The sequence below is a fragment of the Parabacteroides sp. KHUB-01 genome, from assembly GCF_056640935.1.
On record NZ_CM153256.1, the window covers coordinates 291,664 to 305,729 of the forward strand.

18 protein-coding genes and 1 pseudogene are annotated in these 14,066 nt (G+C 48.0%); 8 read left to right on the forward strand and 11 right to left on the reverse strand.

Annotated elements, in window-relative coordinates; translation table 11 throughout:
- Positions 1-26: 26 nt before the first annotated feature.
- The 11 genes from ACYIAR_RS01305 to ACYIAR_RS01355 all read right to left on the reverse strand — a co-directional run bounded on the left by ACYIAR_RS01305 (position 27) and on the right by ACYIAR_RS01355 (position 8,857).
- Positions 27-563: a hypothetical protein gene (locus ACYIAR_RS01305; protein ID WP_005867862.1), complete on the reverse strand. Its 537-nt coding sequence runs from the start codon at positions 561-563 to the stop codon at positions 27-29.
- Positions 564-568: 5 nt separating this feature from the next.
- Complete coding sequence (locus ACYIAR_RS01310; protein WP_005867863.1) at positions 569-1,801, reverse strand: hypothetical protein; 1,233 nt, start codon at positions 1,799-1,801, stop codon at positions 569-571.
- Positions 1,798-2,244, reverse strand: a complete 447-nt coding sequence (locus tag ACYIAR_RS01315) for a plasmid mobilization protein (protein ID WP_008777909.1) — start codon at positions 2,242-2,244, stop codon at positions 1,798-1,800. Before ACYIAR_RS01315 ends, ACYIAR_RS01310 begins: the two co-directional genes overlap by 4 nt.
- 222 nt (positions 2,245-2,466) lie before the next feature.
- A complete protein-coding gene (locus tag ACYIAR_RS01320; protein WP_005867866.1) occupies positions 2,467-2,904 on the reverse strand; it encodes a hypothetical protein in 438 nt (145 codons plus the stop codon).
- Positions 2,905-3,037: 133 nt separating this feature from the next.
- Positions 3,038-3,511: a hypothetical protein gene (locus ACYIAR_RS01325; RefSeq protein ID WP_005867867.1), complete on the reverse strand. Its 474-nt coding sequence runs from the start codon at positions 3,509-3,511 to the stop codon at positions 3,038-3,040.
- Positions 3,512-3,538: 27 nt separating this feature from the next.
- Positions 3,539-3,781 carry a helix-turn-helix domain-containing protein gene (locus ACYIAR_RS01330; protein WP_005867868.1) on the reverse strand — a complete coding sequence of 81 codons (243 nt, stop codon included), beginning with the start codon at positions 3,779-3,781 and terminating at the stop codon, positions 3,539-3,541.
- 246 nt (positions 3,782-4,027) lie between these two features.
- Positions 4,028-4,435, reverse strand: coding sequence for a hypothetical protein (locus tag ACYIAR_RS01335; RefSeq protein ID WP_005867869.1), 408 nt, complete (start codon positions 4,433-4,435; stop codon positions 4,028-4,030).
- Positions 4,432-5,067, reverse strand: coding sequence for a hypothetical protein (locus tag ACYIAR_RS01340; protein ID WP_008777912.1), 636 nt, complete (start codon positions 5,065-5,067; stop codon positions 4,432-4,434). The genes ACYIAR_RS01335 and ACYIAR_RS01340 overlap by 4 nt, the downstream gene beginning before the upstream one ends.
- Entirely contained in the window at positions 5,064-6,395 is a 1,332-nt protein-coding gene (locus tag ACYIAR_RS01345; protein WP_005867872.1) for an ATP-binding protein, read from the reverse strand. The genes ACYIAR_RS01340 and ACYIAR_RS01345 overlap by 4 nt, the downstream gene beginning before the upstream one ends.
- Before the next feature lie 159 nt (positions 6,396-6,554).
- Positions 6,555-7,700 (reverse strand): site-specific integrase, encoded by a 1,146-nt coding sequence (locus tag ACYIAR_RS01350; protein WP_005867874.1) that lies wholly within the window; start codon positions 7,698-7,700, stop codon positions 6,555-6,557.
- 14 nt (positions 7,701-7,714) lie between these two features.
- Positions 7,715-8,857 carry a site-specific integrase gene (locus ACYIAR_RS01355; RefSeq protein WP_005867876.1) on the reverse strand — a complete coding sequence of 381 codons (1,143 nt, stop codon included), beginning with the start codon at positions 8,855-8,857 and terminating at the stop codon, positions 7,715-7,717.
- 202 nt (positions 8,858-9,059) lie between these two features.
- Between ACYIAR_RS01355 and ACYIAR_RS01360 the strand changes: the two are divergent.
- The 8 genes and pseudogenes from ACYIAR_RS01360 to ACYIAR_RS01395 all read left to right on the forward strand — a co-directional run.
- Positions 9,060-9,518: pseudogene (locus ACYIAR_RS01360) on the forward strand (hypothetical protein); the annotation flags it as partial.
- 22 nt (positions 9,519-9,540) lie between these two features.
- Positions 9,541-9,933, forward strand: coding sequence for a hypothetical protein (locus tag ACYIAR_RS01365; protein WP_480331644.1), 393 nt, complete (start codon positions 9,541-9,543; stop codon positions 9,931-9,933).
- A 3-nt stretch (positions 9,934-9,936) separates the two neighbouring features.
- A complete protein-coding gene (traK, locus tag ACYIAR_RS01370) occupies positions 9,937-10,551 on the forward strand; it encodes a conjugative transposon protein TraK (RefSeq protein WP_413552111.1) in 615 nt (204 codons plus the stop codon).
- 11 nt (positions 10,552-10,562) lie between these two features.
- Positions 10,563-10,925 carry a hypothetical protein gene (locus tag ACYIAR_RS01375; protein WP_177467333.1) on the forward strand — a complete coding sequence of 121 codons (363 nt, stop codon included), beginning with the start codon at positions 10,563-10,565 and terminating at the stop codon, positions 10,923-10,925.
- A complete protein-coding gene (traM, locus tag ACYIAR_RS01380; RefSeq protein ID WP_480331647.1) occupies positions 10,909-12,045 on the forward strand; it encodes a conjugative transposon protein TraM in 1,137 nt (378 codons plus the stop codon). The genes ACYIAR_RS01375 and traM overlap by 17 nt, the downstream gene beginning before the upstream one ends.
- A 4-nt stretch (positions 12,046-12,049) precedes the next feature.
- The gene (traN, locus tag ACYIAR_RS01385; RefSeq protein WP_480331649.1) at positions 12,050-12,895 is read left to right on the forward strand and encodes a conjugative transposon protein TraN; all 846 of its coding nucleotides are present in this window, start codon (positions 12,050-12,052) and stop codon (positions 12,893-12,895) included.
- 1 nt (position 12,896) lies between these two features.
- Positions 12,897-13,403 carry a hypothetical protein gene (locus ACYIAR_RS01390; protein WP_480331651.1) on the forward strand — a complete coding sequence of 169 codons (507 nt, stop codon included), beginning with the start codon at positions 12,897-12,899 and terminating at the stop codon, positions 13,401-13,403.
- A 6-nt stretch (positions 13,404-13,409) separates the two neighbouring features.
- A complete protein-coding gene (locus tag ACYIAR_RS01395; protein ID WP_480333508.1) occupies positions 13,410-14,066 on the forward strand; it encodes a DUF1566 domain-containing protein in 657 nt (218 codons plus the stop codon).

Genomic DNA, 14,066 nt, shown 5'->3' on the forward strand with positions numbered 1-14,066 from the left:
TTGTTTAAATTGATAATGTACCATAGTCAGCGTTTTAACTTGTGGTATGTAAAAATGGTCAGCGCAACGCAGACGACAAAAAAGCCTGCCGTATAACCGAGCACTTTCCACAGCATGAGGCTGTGTATAAACTTGGCATTGGCCATGCAGATACAGGCGAAAGCCGCCAAAAGAGAAACAATCACCTCTATCATGCACCAGAAGGCGGTGGCGGAAATCACCACGCGGTCCCGCATCGAAAGGCGTTCGAGCAGTCTGGCGCTCTCCTTGTCGATCCTTTCGGCCATCTTCCGGCAAACCGCCTCACCTTCCTGCTCAAGCGTCCGCCGGGCTTCCTCGCTAATGGTAATTTTATTCGCTTCGCGCAGGGAAGAGACCGCCTCGTCCAGTCCGGGCAGGACTTCCGAGAGCCTGCCTTCGAGTTTCTCCACCCTGTCGCTCAAAATACCGACGGCCTTGTAATTGTTTTCCAGCGTATCGGTCAGGCGGTCTTTCTCCTGCATCCTTTCGGCTGCCGGGAGCGCCGCGTCTATTTCTGAAAAATCGAATCTGTCCTTACCCATGTCTCTTATCGTTTTCGTCCGGTCTTGGGTTTCCTGCCGATCATCCTTTCCGCTTCCCGGGCGCAGCGGCGGGCCCATTCCCGGTCATCCTCGTCCTCGCGTCTTCCCCAAGGCAGGTCGCTGGAACCGCCGCCACCTCCGCCGGAGGGTGCGGCCTGCGCCGACATCATGCCCACGAAGAGGGCCACCGCCCTGTCGGTGAGCTCGCGGCTGTTGGCCGTCTCGCGGTAGTCGAACTCCTCGTCGAACACTTTCAGGGCCTCGTCGGGTATGAAGTAGCCGGGGCTTTCCCTGTCGTCGCCGATACGGTACGGGACAGTGCCGGGGCGGTAGTCGGTATATTGCGGAAGCGGTGCCGTTCCTTGCGCCCTGACCGGTGCAGGGCGGGCGGTGGTCGGTGCCGGTGTGCCTGCGGCGGGTCTCGTCGAAACGGCCTTTGCCTTGGGAGCCGCGTGCAGCTTCTTCCACGTGCTTTCGAGCTTGCTCACCATGAGGTTGCGCCCCCTGCCGAGTTCGGAAGCCTTGTACCGGGCGTTGCCTTTCTTCAACACATAGCCGCGCAAGAGGTTCTTGCCGTCCTGCAGTTCCCAAAGCTCGTAGCCCTTGTCCCGTAGCCGGGCGGCGTATTCGAGCCATGACCAGCTTTCCATGGATTGCAGGATTTCCATGCAGTCCCGGTTCACCTGCCCGATGTTCGTGTCCCGCACCTCTGCGGCGGTAGTCCAGCCCCGTTTCAGGGCCACACGCTCGGCGGCACGCTGCGCACGCAGGTGGATGTCATGGTCGTTGTTGATGCGCCCCTGCTCGTCGATGCGGCAGAACGCGCCGTGAAGGTGGGGAATGCCGCTCTTGGATTCCAGATGAAGCCGCACCGTGCCCTTGCTGCCCGTGAGGTTGGTTTTCGGGGAATACGTCCTGCCGTTCTTGTCATACAGCTCGATGTTGTCGAACTCTCTGATGAAGTCGTCCCACAGTTTTTCCCAGTCGGCGATGGTGAAGTCTTTGGTGTGCTCCGGTGCGGGGCTGACCTCGATGCGAATGACGGAATTTTTGACCTTCTTGAACTTGTCCAGCGTCAGCCGCATGGAATCCCATATTCCCGTGGCGTCCAAACCGGGCGGCAGCAGATTGTCCTTGACGTGGAAGATGCGCTCGGGGTGTTTCTTGTTCCTCGACTCTCCCGTGATATAGCTGATGTCGTTTATCCCGTGGGAGATGGATTTCGCTTTTGCTATCATGGTTCCTCCTCCTCGTCTTTATCGTTCCTTGTCCCGTCGGGCAGGCGGTTGTCCGTCCGTAGCCTGTCGAGCACGCCCGTGATGCGCTCGGCGAGCCTGCCCAGTTCCTTGAGCCACCCGAGCATGAACGGGTAGCTGCCGAACATCTGCCTGCGCTTCTCCGGGGCCATGCCGCGGAGCGCGGAGGTGTAGTTCAGAAGGTCGCTCCGGCAACCGATAAGGGTTTCCATGACGGCCTCCTGCCTTGCCGTCAGCCTCGCCTTCGGCCTGTAACCGAAAGCCCTTGCCAGCATGTAGTTGCTGACGGTCATGCCGCACTCGTCGGCGAGGCGGCGGATATGCCGTTTCTGTCCCGGGGTGACCTTGGCGCCGACATACTCGGTGCGCCTCTCTTCCTCGGGCGGAAAGGGTGTATGTTGTATATTCTGTTTCTCTTCTGTCATAAACATTGTCTTAAAAAGGGTTATAAATAAGGTGCGAGCTTGCGAGCGCCGCCACCGGCGAACTGCCAGTGAGCCGCGAGAGCGCCGAGGAATGACCGACCAAAGGGAGGTGATACCTTGGCATATCTCGAAACTGAAAGACGTTTTTGCTTTCCCTGCGGCGTGCCTCCACTGCCAGATAGATACCGTTCAAAAGCTGTTCAGGGGGCGTTCAAGTGCCGTTCAAATGCCATTCGGGGCGGTATGGTAAGGGTTGCCCACATAGCTGCCCTGCCTGTCAGTCCAGCCCTCTATGCAGGTCACGGAGGCCACGGAAGCGACTTTGGTGCTGCTTACCGCTATCAGATCCAGCCTCTCCATCGTGGCGAACAGGTTGCGGACTTTTTTCCTCCCCATGTGCCATTCTTCCGCAAGTCCGGTTTCCGAGAACTGCAACTGTCCGGCCTGTAGCTCCTGCGGCCTGCGGAATGAACCGTCCCTGCCGGGGATTAAACGCATACGTGAAAGTAGGTTATAAAAGAGAGTGTGATTGCCGATTGCATTGTCATCGTCATCTTTCGTTGTTCCGTCGAGCCATTCGATAGCCTCTGCTGCAAGGTGGAAACGGATTGTCCGGAATCCCTGCGGCTTACTGAAAAGATATGTTTCCTTGTCCTTCATGTTTTCCTGTATCATTTAGCGTAGATAAGGGAACGGAACGGCGGAATGGTTGGCAACGGTTTTGGTAAAATGCCGTGAATGGAATTTTCCTTGTCCCCTGCGGTTGCATCCGACGTCCCGTTCCGGTTTGGTTTCAGTTCTTCCCTCCGTTCGTGGAGGGTTGGGATTGCAGGTGCTGCCGTGCTTCCTCCACCGCCTTGAAGTCGGACGAGATTTTCATCAGCGCGACACTGATACGGCAGAGCTGGCCTATGTCTACAAAGCCCTTGACCGCTTCCATCAGTCTTTGCACGCGCTCCTGACGGTGTCTCATCACGGCCTCGCTGCTTGTCCCGCTCTCACGGGTAAGCCCGTGGTTGAGAAAGCGGTTGACGGCCAGCATGTCGGTAGCCTCAATCGTGTCGATGTCACCCTGCCCCGTGCCGTAGCCGACCATCACCCGGATGGAGTCGGCCTCGTAGGGCGAACAGGCACGGAGAAACTCCAGAATGGTCTGGGCTTTCGCGCCGATCACGGGCCTGCTCTCTTTTTTCTTCTGTTCCTTGTTTGCGGAATCCTGAACCGTGCTATCCTCGATACCCGGCTCCTTGTTCGTCAGATTGTCCATGTGCATTTTTAATCATTCGTTAATAAATCATTTGTTCCTCTCACGTCCGGCCAGATAGCGTGCGGCCTCGCTGTCGATCTCGTCCTGCGATTTCACCCGTACCCGTTTCAGCCACGCGTCGAGGTCTTCCTTGGCGAAGAAGCACAGTTTGCCGTTAGGCTTGTAGTAAGGGATCGCACGGCGCATCATCATCTTGTAGAGATAGCTGGGTTTCAGCCCGAGATACCGGGCCGCCTCCGTGGTGGTCATCAGGTTGCGTTCATTTTCCATATTCGTTCATTTTTTGATGGTTCCTTAATTGTTCCTTGTTCTCTCGGAAAACCGGAAAACGCTGTTTGTCAGCCTTTTCCTTTCTTCTGTTTCCGATGCAAAGTTAAGTTTGACCTGAAGTGGCCCAATGTGGGACAAATGGGGAAAGTGCATGAAAAAGAAAATGCGCCATACCGTTGTGTATGAACGGTATAGCGCATGGCTACGGTCTGTCGTTTTTATATCGTATGGGGAAGCGGCGGGCGGCTATGGGGTACGGTTCAACCGCTTTGCGTTTTCAATGGCCTTGTCGATGGCCTTGCGGTAATCCTGATTCTCCCTTGTGGCACCTTTGCCGCAAACGTCGCTGCGGTGTTTGTCGTAGTACGACTTGGATATGCCGCAACGTTTCAGGAACTCTTCCGCCCAGAGTTTTCCACGTTCCCGTGGTTTGATGGTCTGCGAGACGGAGAACACCATGTAGCAGACACGCAGGTTCTCTTTCGGGCGCACGGTGACGGCCCGTGAAGCGGGTTTCAGGTTCAGGAAGTTCACGAAGTCACTGCCCGGCAGGAAGTCGAACTGGTAGTCGTTGCACACCTCGTAGATGAACAGGCACAGGGCGAGGTCAACGGTATCCGTCCATGAGGATGTCTCTTGCAGCAAGGCGTTCATGGCTTGCCCTCCTTCATGCGCCCGATATCGGAGATGATACTCCCGGCGATTCCTTTCAGGCGTTCTACCAATACGTCGAGGAATACCGGTTTGAAGCACCAGACACAGAAATACCGGTCACGCTCCTGCTGCCATTCTTCATATAATAGGTTCGCGTGCGCGTGGACTTCGTCATACTCCGCCTTTGCCGCGCTGCATTCCGCGTCGAGTGACTTGTATTCTTCCGAATCCAGCGGTAGGAAATCCAGCCGGTTGCTCATGGCCGAATACTTGCGCCAGAGTCCGGTGGCGACGGTTTTCGTTTCCTCGTACCGGAATTCAAAAGGTTTGAGGTGTTCTTCGAAAAGGGCTGCAAAGTCCACCTTCTGCAACGGTGTCCTGTCAAGCGAGAGGTATTTGTCCGTTTCCGAAAAGAGGGAAGAAGAAAATTCCAGAAGCTCTCCGGGGTTCTCCCTTACCAGACAGGCCGCCTCCTTGACAAGAATATTCGTGTCATTGAAATCCTGATAGAACAAGGATGGCGGCAAGGCTTGTTCAAAAGACAGTTCACCTTGTTTATAAGTGGCGAGAAGCGTGTTCACCTCACGCAATCGTTGTAAAATATCGGGTAGCATACAGTTATTCATAATCATAGAAACATGGTCATATATACGGGAAGATACAGCACGTCCCCGTCCTTGCGCAGGTCTTTCGTGTAAACCAGATACTTGTTCCTTATCCGAGAAGAGAATTTCATGCAAAAGGCGTCCAGCGAGGTATGCGCCTTATAACCAGATGATTTGACTTCGACAGGGCTCACCTTGTCACCGTCCGCAATCAGGAAATCCACCTCGTAGTTATGTTTTCCACTTTCAGTAGGGAAGGTATAATAGTACAACTCGTGTCCGGCGGCTTTCAACATCTGGGCCACCACATTCTCATAAACATACCCGAGGTCTGTGCTCAACTTGTCACTCAAAAGTTTATGATATATTGTATTGTCTGTGAATTTCCTATCCCAGAATGCGAGGGTGACGAACAGTCCGGTATCACCCGTGAACATCTTGTATTTGTTGGGGTCCTGATGCAATGCCATTCCCGCACTCGGATCGTTGGCATGGTAAGCCATATTGACGACCATCGACTCCTTGATTTCGGAAATGATTTCTGCCAGTACGGAATTACGCGTACCATCCGTTGCGCTCCATGCCAGATACCTGTTGGCGTTGTTCGTCAGTTGGGCCGGAATCTGGCGAAACATCTTGGAAGCGTTGCCTGTGGGGTCTATTTTGTTGAAATCATCCTCATACAGCGTTATGATGGAACGCTTTACACTGTCCACCTTTTCCAGATTGTTGGTTTCAAGATAAGCGGCCACAGCCTGCGGCATACCGCCGACAAGCATATACAACCGAAAATCGCGCATCAGCTTGCGGTTCGTGGCGTCACCCATGGACGTCCTGCCGTGAAAACATCCTTGGAGCAGCCTGATTGTGGCGGTGTCCCCCAATGCCCACCTGAACTCCTCGTAATCCATGGGAAACATGTGGAGTTTGACTTCCTCGCTCGGAATCAGGATGTCCCTGACATTCTTACGGATCGAAATCAGCGAACCGGTTTCCATGTAATCATATCTGCCGTCCTTTACAAGATACTTGATTGCCTGCCTCGCCTTGGGTGCAAGCTGGACTTCATCGAAAATGATGACAGACTTCCGTTCCTTCAACTCGACACTGTATTCCAGTTGTAGACGCATGAAAATACGGTTAAGGTCGGAAACATCGTTGAACAGTTCCCGGATTTCTACTGAACACGCGGCAAAATCCACCAGAATATGGGTCTCGTATTCGTTTTCCGCAAATTCTTTGGCGATGGTGGATTTCCCGACACGTCTCGCCCCTTGTATCAACACGGCTGTCCTGCCCTCGTCCGTCCGCTTCCATTGCAGAAGCTCATCATATATTTTCCTTTTGAATATCATATAGCTGCATCGTTATCAATCGTCTGCAAAGATAGTATAATCAACACGAATCTCAAAATGTTTTCATTAAGAAATTGCACAAATCTCAATAATTGAACAATGCAACACGATTCTCAATTTTAATATCGCCTGGAATGGCATGATTCTCAAAATATCCTGCTAATCAAACACGCTGTCCACCAGATTGACCGCCTCGACTTTCTTGCTGTCAACGATTTTCGCGTAAATCTGCGTGGTCTTCACGTTGGCATGTCCGAGCAGTTTCGATACCGTATAGAGGTCTGCACCAAGCGTCAACATCATCGTGGCGAATGTGTGGCGGCTGGTGTGATAGGTGATTTTCTTGGCTATTTTGGCCGTCTCCACCCACTTGGCCAATACCTTGTTGATATTGGGCTCGGCAGGCAATCCGTCAAATATTTTTAATTCGTTGCCTTCTCCGTTTCTCTCGGGCAGCCAGCGGATGGCATGGCGGGAAAGAGGCAGGTAAATCGGTGTGGTGGTCTTCTTCATCACGGTTGACATCCGGTATTGTTCCCCGTCCAGAATGATGTCCTTCCACCGCAGGGCGTACACGTCGCTCAACCGCAGGCCGCAGTAGCAAGAGAAAAGATAGGCACGCTTCACGTCCTCACGGGGACACTCGGTGTCAATCAGAACCTTTATCTCGTCAATGGTCAGATATTCACGCTTGGATTCCGGCACCTTGATGCGTTCCGTGGCTGCAAGTGTCATGATCGGGTTTTCCGGGATGACCTCGGCACGGACAGCGGCATTGAGGGCGGTGGAGAAATAGCCCACGTAGTCCGCTGCACTTTTGGGAGAAAGCGGCTTACCCCACCGAGTTTTGTAAGTATGCTGAATCCAGTCGATAAAATCCAGACACCACTCCTTGTCGATTTCCTGCATCCTCACCTTTTTCCTGTAAAGGGGAAGCATACGGCAGACCGTCCGCAACAGTTTCAGCCCTCTTGCGCCCTTACGTTCCTGTTCGGCAAGATAGGTTTCCATCCAGTCGTCCAGCAGCATTTTGGAACGGACGGATGTCTTTTTCAGCCCGGCTTTCGAGTGGGTCAGTTCGATGATGCGTTTCGACTTGATGGCCTCCACCGCTGCTTTGGTGGCCCGGTTCTGTTCCTTGATCATGGAATTGATTTCAGGCAGCAGGTACAGTTTCAGGAACTCGTAACTGCGCTTGCCGTCCATGTAGATGTCGAGATAATAGGATTCCGAGCCGTCGGCGAGCTTCTTGGTGCGCACTTTCACTGGCTCTTTGAGTCTGGTTGCCTTCCTTGTTGTTGCCATATATTATGATGTATTTAGAATGCGTTGTCAACCAATGCGATTGCATCGTCTTTCTTCTTGTCCACAATTTTCGCGTAAACCTGCGTGGAACGCACGGAACGGTGGCCGAGAATTTTGGAAACGGTATAGATGTCCGCCCCGAGCGTCAGCAGCAGCACCGCGCATGAATGCCGGGCCGTGTGGAAGGTCACGTTCTTCTTCACCCCGGCCTTTTCCGCCCAGTTCTTGAGATTGACACAAAGATTGCCTTCATTGGGCAGTCCTCCGAAAACAAGGCCGTCGGGCGTGCAGTCCCCTCGTTCCGGCAGCCATTTCACGGCTTGGGATGATAGGGGGATATAGACGGGATGGATGGTCTTCGTCATCACCACCGATGCACGCCATTGTCCACCTGACATGGAGAGGTCACGCCAGCGCAGCTTTCGGATATCGCTGATACGCAGCCCGCAGAAACAGGAGAACAGGTATGCCTGCCGTACCTGCTCGTTAAAGAACGGCGTGGCCATCATCCTCTTTATTTCCTCGATGGTCAGGAAATCCCGCTTGCTCTCGGGTACCTTGATTTTCTCGGTCATTTCCAGCCTGTACCACGGGTTCGAGGCAATCAGGTTCTCACGGACGGCCTCGTTCAATGCGGTGCGCAAGGTCGTATAATAGGAATGCGCCGTTTTGGGAGATACAGGTTTGCCCCATGCGGTCTTGCAGGAAGAGCGGAGCCAGTCGATATAGTCAAGATAGAATTGCTTGTCCACATCACAGAGCCTGACATCCACACGGAATTTCAACAGGTTCTTGCGGGCGTTGTCGATACCGTTCAGGTCACGCGCTCCCCGGTGCTCGTGGTTCTTACGAACAATGGCCATCCAGTCGGATAGCAGCATGTCGGAGGATGTGCTTTCCGGCACCGCTTCCACCTTTGCGTTGAGCAGTGCTTCCGCCCGCTCACGCCGGATGTCTTCCGCCTTGCGGAGTGTCCGCGCGTTTTGCCGCTTCGCTTGGGTGGATGTCTCCGGCACGAGATAGAGTTGCAGGAACTCGTACTCGTGCCCGCCGTTCACGCTACGGTCAAGAAACAGGGATAAACGCCCGTCCGCCAGTTTGCGGTGGCGTAACTTGAACGGAGATTTCTCTATCAATGATTTCTTTTTTCTTCCCATTGTCAGTCAGTGATTTATATCCATGCACAAAGATACGAAATAATCCGAAAATGAGTATCGTTTTAGGTAACAAAAATGGTGAATAATAGCGATTTTTAAGGAATACAATAGAAATCATTATCTATTTATAATATATTGATAATCAGTAATTACATGGATTTTCTTTGTTTTTATTTTCCCTTATTTTGCATACATTGGCTAATGGGCGACTATTTACTGCCAACAGATTCTTCTAGGCATGTTGACGATATTCGGACCGATCCAATGGGCATTCAGCCTATTACCGAAATGGGAAAGCAGCTGGGCAAAGTGGTTGACGAGATACTTGACGGTACACTTTTATGGAGCTATGCTATACTTTGTTGGCTTCTATGTTCTGCTACTGTTTGACATCGTATTGTGCATTCAGGTCGAGAACCTTGCTGCAATCACTGTTAATGAACAGACTATGGCTTCATATCTACAGAACTCATTCTTCTCAGCTGGTTACTTGATGGCTGCATCTATCGTAGCACTCAAGTGCTTGAACCTTGTTCCAGACTTAGCTGCATGGATGATTCCTGAAGGTGAGACAGCATTCTCAACCCGAAATTTCGGTGAAGGTGTTGCTAGTCAGGCCAAGATGTCTGCAACTGGTGCAATGACCTCTATGATGAGATAACATAAACTGTAAAATAAAAATTATGAAGATTGAAAAGAAGATTGAGCATTGGCTCAAAGATGAGAATTTTTGTGATTACTGTAACACAAGAATCAATGAAGAAATAAAAGAAATTCTATTGAATGGTGCGTATGACCACTTCTTTGAACTGTTGGATGAAGGCTTTGATGGAAACGACGAGTACGTTGTTCCATTGGTAGAATACTTATCGTGCAAACTTCACTATGCAAAGCTATTGAAGAACAAAGCTAAAAGAGAAAGTATCATCTGGTGGGTATTTACTCAGTTGAATTATGAGGGTTTCTATACAAAAGTATTCGCAATATACTTTGATCCATTGGTAAAGGAGACCAATATCACCATTATTAAGATGCTGAGAAAAGAGTATTTGCTATTAAAAAAACAAAGTGCATAAGTTATGGTAATCAAGAATTTAGAGAATAAGATAAAACTTGTCGGAATTATATGTACAGCATTCCTGATTGGATGTATTCTGATAAGCGTTTCCAGCATTTGGACAGCTCGTACAATGGTTACAGATGCTCAGAAGAAAGTCTATGTACTTGATGGCAATGTGCCTATCCTTGTCAATCGTACGACAATGGAAGAGACACTTGATGTAGAAGCCAAGAGTCATGTTGAAATGTTTCACCATTACTTCTTTACACTGGCTCCTGATGACAAGTACATCAAACATACAATGGAAAAAGCCATGTATTTTATTGATGAATCAGGATTAGCCCAGTACAATACTTTGAAGGAACGTGGATTTTATTCTAACATCTTAGGTACAAGTGCCGTCTTCAGTATCTTCTGTGACAGTATCAAATTCGATAAGCCTAATATGGAGTTTACCTATTATGGTAGACAGCGAATTGAACGACGTAGTAACATACTCATGAGAGAATTGGTGACTACAGGTAAACTGATGCAAGTTCCAAGAACAGAGAATAATCCTCATGGCCTTTTGATAGTCAATTGGAGAACATTGATAAACAAGGATATTGAACAGAAGACAAAGTCTAACTATTAAGCCTCATTGATATGAATGTTAAAGGTTTCAGAAGGATGCTCTTAGGCGAAAAGATGCCCGATAAGAACGATCCACAGTATAGAGAACGCTATGAACGTGATGTAGATGCTGGTCGTAAGTTCGCAAAAGCTGTAGGTATAGACAAGGCTGCTGCTAAAGTCCAACTCTTCGCAAACAATCATAAGAACTTGTTCTTGATAATCATTTTCAGCTTTATGATAGGTTGTTTTGCTTGGAATATCTACAGAATAACAACAGTGTATAATAGGCCAGAGAGTCAGCAGACGGCAACAGAGCGTCAAGATAGCATCTTACGCTCACGCCATAGTTTGAACAATAAACAAACAATTGAAAGATATGAAGATAACCGATAAAATTAATTTCAAACAGCCCAAGTACATGTTACCGGCTATCCTTTATATTCCGTTGTTGGTTGCATCATATCTCATATTCGACCTATTTGGTGCAGAAAAAGCTGAGATACCTGATGAAACTCTTCAGACAACAGAATATCTGAATCCAGAGATACCTGATGCTGCTATTCGTGGTGATGGTATCGGAAGTAAGTACGAAAATATGACCAAGTCTTTCGGTAAGATTGCCGATTATTCAGCGGTTGAGACCATCGAGCGTGAAGACCCGACAGAGACAAAAGAGAGTTATGAATCCCAATATACGGAGGAAGACATTGCCCAAATTGTAGAGAATACAGACGAAGAGGCTATGACCGAAGCCAAGAGAAGAGAACAAGAGGCATTGGCCGAATTGGAAAAAGCACTTGCAGAAGCTCGACTTCGTGGCCAGCAAACGGTATTAGAGAATCAACCAACAGAACAAGATACCGTAAGCAGTTCCCCTCCTACCATAACGATGAAAGGTGAACTATCTGAAGACAGTAAGGCTGTAAACGCTATAAGTGAAAGCGATGAAGCTTCGGCTGTGGTTAAGAAGGTAAAGACTTCGTCTGATTACTTTAATACGTTATCTCAAGAAGATAAAGAGCCTATGCTGATAAAGGCGATTATCGATGAAAACATAAAAGCTGTTGATGGGTCCAGGGTAAGATTACGATTGTTAGATGATGTTGAGATAAACGAGACCATTGTAAAAAGAGGTACTTACCTATATGCCACACTGAGCGGCTTTTCATCTCAACGAGTAAAAGGTAATATTACAAGCATTCTGGTTGGAGATGAATTGGTAAAGGTCAGTCTGTCTATATACGATACAGATGGACTTGAAGGATTATATGTTCCATCGAGTCAATTCAGAGAAACAGCAAAGGATGTGGCAAGTGGAGCCATGAGTGGTAATATGACCATCAATAGCGGAAACTATGGAAACAGTTTTTCTCAATGGGGAATGCAAGCTATTCAGAACGCCTATCAAAAAACTACAGGTGCAATAGGCAAAGCCATCAAGAAGAACAAGGTAAACCTGAAGTATGGAACATTCGTGTATATCATTAATAGTAAAGAACAGAAACAAAATTAAGGTTATGAAACTCGGAAAAATATTTAGCGTAATGAGTCTTGGATTGGTATTCTCTTCTCAAGCATTCGCACAGCAAACCTATCAGGAGATAGAACAGCTGACAGTCAATGAGTCTGTAACAACTGTAATCACTGCATCAGAGCCAATTCGTTTTGTGGATATATCTACCGATAAGGTTGCTGGCGATCAACCTTTAGATAATGTCGTCAGATTGAAACCCAAAGAACCAGGCCATGAAGATGGTGAAGTATTGGCTATAGTAACGGTTGTTACTGAACGATACAGAACTCAGTATGCGTTGGTATATACCACACGAATGACAGAAGCTGTAATAGATAAAGAGGTCCAACTTCAGGAAATGAATGCATATAACAATCCTAAAATATCCATGTCTACAGCTGATATGGTAAGCTTTGCCAGACAAGTTTGGAACTCTCCTGCAATGTTCAGGAATGTGGCTCACAAAGAGCATAGAATGGAAATGAGGCTGAATAATATCTATGCCGTAGGAGACTACTTCTTCATAGACTTCTCTATCGAGAACAAGACTAACATCCAGTTTGACATAGATGAGATAAGAATAAAGTTGGCCGATAAGAAAATCAATAAAGCTACTAATTCTCAGATTATTGAACTCACGCCTGCATTGATCCTTGAGGATACAAAATCATTCAAGAAGGGCTATAGAAATGTGATTGTCTTAAAGAAACTTACATTTCCTAACGACAAAGTCATAACTATCGAGATGACTGAAAAGCAGATTAGTGGTCGTAACATCAGCTTGAATATCGATTATGAGGATGTTCTTTCGGCAGATTCATTTAACAAGGTATTATTGGAGGAAAGATAGTATGAAGAAAATAATGTTTTTGATAGCAGCATTAGCCGTTATGGTAGGTACTGCAAATGCACAGAACCGTTCGGGAAGGCTGAGTTTAGGAACAGGTTTATTGTATGAAAGAGGCATGGATTTAACCTTAGCCTATGAGTATGAAACCAAGTATCATAATAGTTGGGAGTTCTTTGCTAATGCATATCTGAAGTGGGATGACTGCTCAGAGTGCAACCATATCTGTCCCCAATCATTTTGGAACAACTATAACTCTTATGGATTTGGTGTAGCTTATAAGCCATGTGTTATTAGAGGAAGAAATCATCATGGCAACCTACGAATCGGAGCTTCAGCAGGAAGTGATACAAAGAGTTTTTTAGGTGGTTTTCATCTAGGATATGAACACAACTATGTACTCCGTGGCGGATGGCGTTTGTTTGCTCAAGTGAAGAGTGACTTAATAATTAAAGGCGAAGATCTCTTCAGGACTGGAGTTGTATTAGGAGTTAAGATACCACTAAATTAATGATTGATTATGAAGAAAATACATTTCATTTTGATTGCAGTTATAGGACTTATGTGTGTAGCGTGCGACAAACATATAGAAATGCCTGATTTGACATTGAAAACGGGACATGTTCTATGTACAGACGGAAGTCTATTGCCTTATAGTGAGTATTCCAAATCAAAGAGAAGAGCTATTGCTGTAGTGTTTCATATCAACCATAATCAAGACGTACAAGGTGATGGTTATGCAGTATATTTGAATGATATATACCCAAGCGAGTTTGCCGATACATTGGGTATTAAGCAAGGGACATCGTGTAGCATTACAGCCCATGATGGTAATGAGAATACCTACGCTCTTCTCAATACAGCAAAGGCTGCATCACCTTTAGCTGAATCAGTTTTTGCCATGTGGCAATATGGACAAAGTGCTTATATCCCTTCTGTTGAGCAAATGAGACTATTGTATTCAGCTAAGTCTACTATTAACCCGATATTGGAACAACTTGGTGGAGAACCATTGCCTGATGAAGCAGATGATTGTTGGTATTGGACCAGTACCGAGGTTGAAGGTCAAGATTCTCACAAGGCATGGCTCTACTCTTTAGGTAGTGGAGCTATGCAAGAGACCCCCAAGTTACAAGCTCACCGTTCTCGTCCTATTGTAACATTAAACAAATAA

What these genes read in the sequence shown, in the direction of transcription:
- ACYIAR_RS01305 (WP_005867862.1), bottom strand. Translation starts at nt 563, where the DNA reads ATGGGTAAGGACAGATTCGATTTTTCAGAAATAGACGCGGCGCTCCCG.
- ACYIAR_RS01310 (WP_005867863.1), bottom strand. Translation starts at nt 1,801, where the DNA reads ATGATAGCAAAAGCGAAATCCATCTCCCACGGGATAAACGACATCAGC.
- ACYIAR_RS01315 (WP_008777909.1), bottom strand. Translation starts at nt 2,244, where the DNA reads ATGACAGAAGAGAAACAGAATATACAACATACACCCTTTCCGCCCGAG.
- ACYIAR_RS01320 (WP_005867866.1), bottom strand. Translation starts at nt 2,904, where the DNA reads ATGAAGGACAAGGAAACATATCTTTTCAGTAAGCCGCAGGGATTCCGG.
- ACYIAR_RS01325 (WP_005867867.1), bottom strand. Translation starts at nt 3,511, where the DNA reads ATGGACAATCTGACGAACAAGGAGCCGGGTATCGAGGATAGCACGGTT.
- ACYIAR_RS01330 (WP_005867868.1), bottom strand. Translation starts at nt 3,781, where the DNA reads ATGGAAAATGAACGCAACCTGATGACCACCACGGAGGCGGCCCGGTAT.
- ACYIAR_RS01335 (WP_005867869.1), bottom strand. Translation starts at nt 4,435, where the DNA reads ATGAACGCCTTGCTGCAAGAGACATCCTCATGGACGGATACCGTTGAC.
- ACYIAR_RS01340 (WP_008777912.1), bottom strand. Translation starts at nt 5,067, where the DNA reads ATGATTATGAATAACTGTATGCTACCCGATATTTTACAACGATTGCGT.
- ACYIAR_RS01345 (WP_005867872.1), bottom strand. Translation starts at nt 6,395, where the DNA reads ATGATATTCAAAAGGAAAATATATGATGAGCTTCTGCAATGGAAGCGG.
- ACYIAR_RS01350 (WP_005867874.1), bottom strand. Translation starts at nt 7,700, where the DNA reads ATGGCAACAACAAGGAAGGCAACCAGACTCAAAGAGCCAGTGAAAGTG.
- ACYIAR_RS01355 (WP_005867876.1), bottom strand. Translation starts at nt 8,857, where the DNA reads ATGGGAAGAAAAAAGAAATCATTGATAGAGAAATCTCCGTTCAAGTTA.
- ACYIAR_RS01365 (WP_480331644.1), top strand. Translation starts at nt 9,541, where the DNA reads ATGAAGATTGAAAAGAAGATTGAGCATTGGCTCAAAGATGAGAATTTT.
- traK (WP_413552111.1), top strand. Translation starts at nt 9,937, where the DNA reads ATGGTAATCAAGAATTTAGAGAATAAGATAAAACTTGTCGGAATTATA.
- ACYIAR_RS01375 (WP_177467333.1), top strand. Translation starts at nt 10,563, where the DNA reads ATGAATGTTAAAGGTTTCAGAAGGATGCTCTTAGGCGAAAAGATGCCC.
- traM (WP_480331647.1), top strand. Translation starts at nt 10,909, where the DNA reads ATGAAGATAACCGATAAAATTAATTTCAAACAGCCCAAGTACATGTTA.
- traN (WP_480331649.1), top strand. Translation starts at nt 12,050, where the DNA reads ATGAAACTCGGAAAAATATTTAGCGTAATGAGTCTTGGATTGGTATTC.
- ACYIAR_RS01390 (WP_480331651.1), top strand. Translation starts at nt 12,897, where the DNA reads ATGAAGAAAATAATGTTTTTGATAGCAGCATTAGCCGTTATGGTAGGT.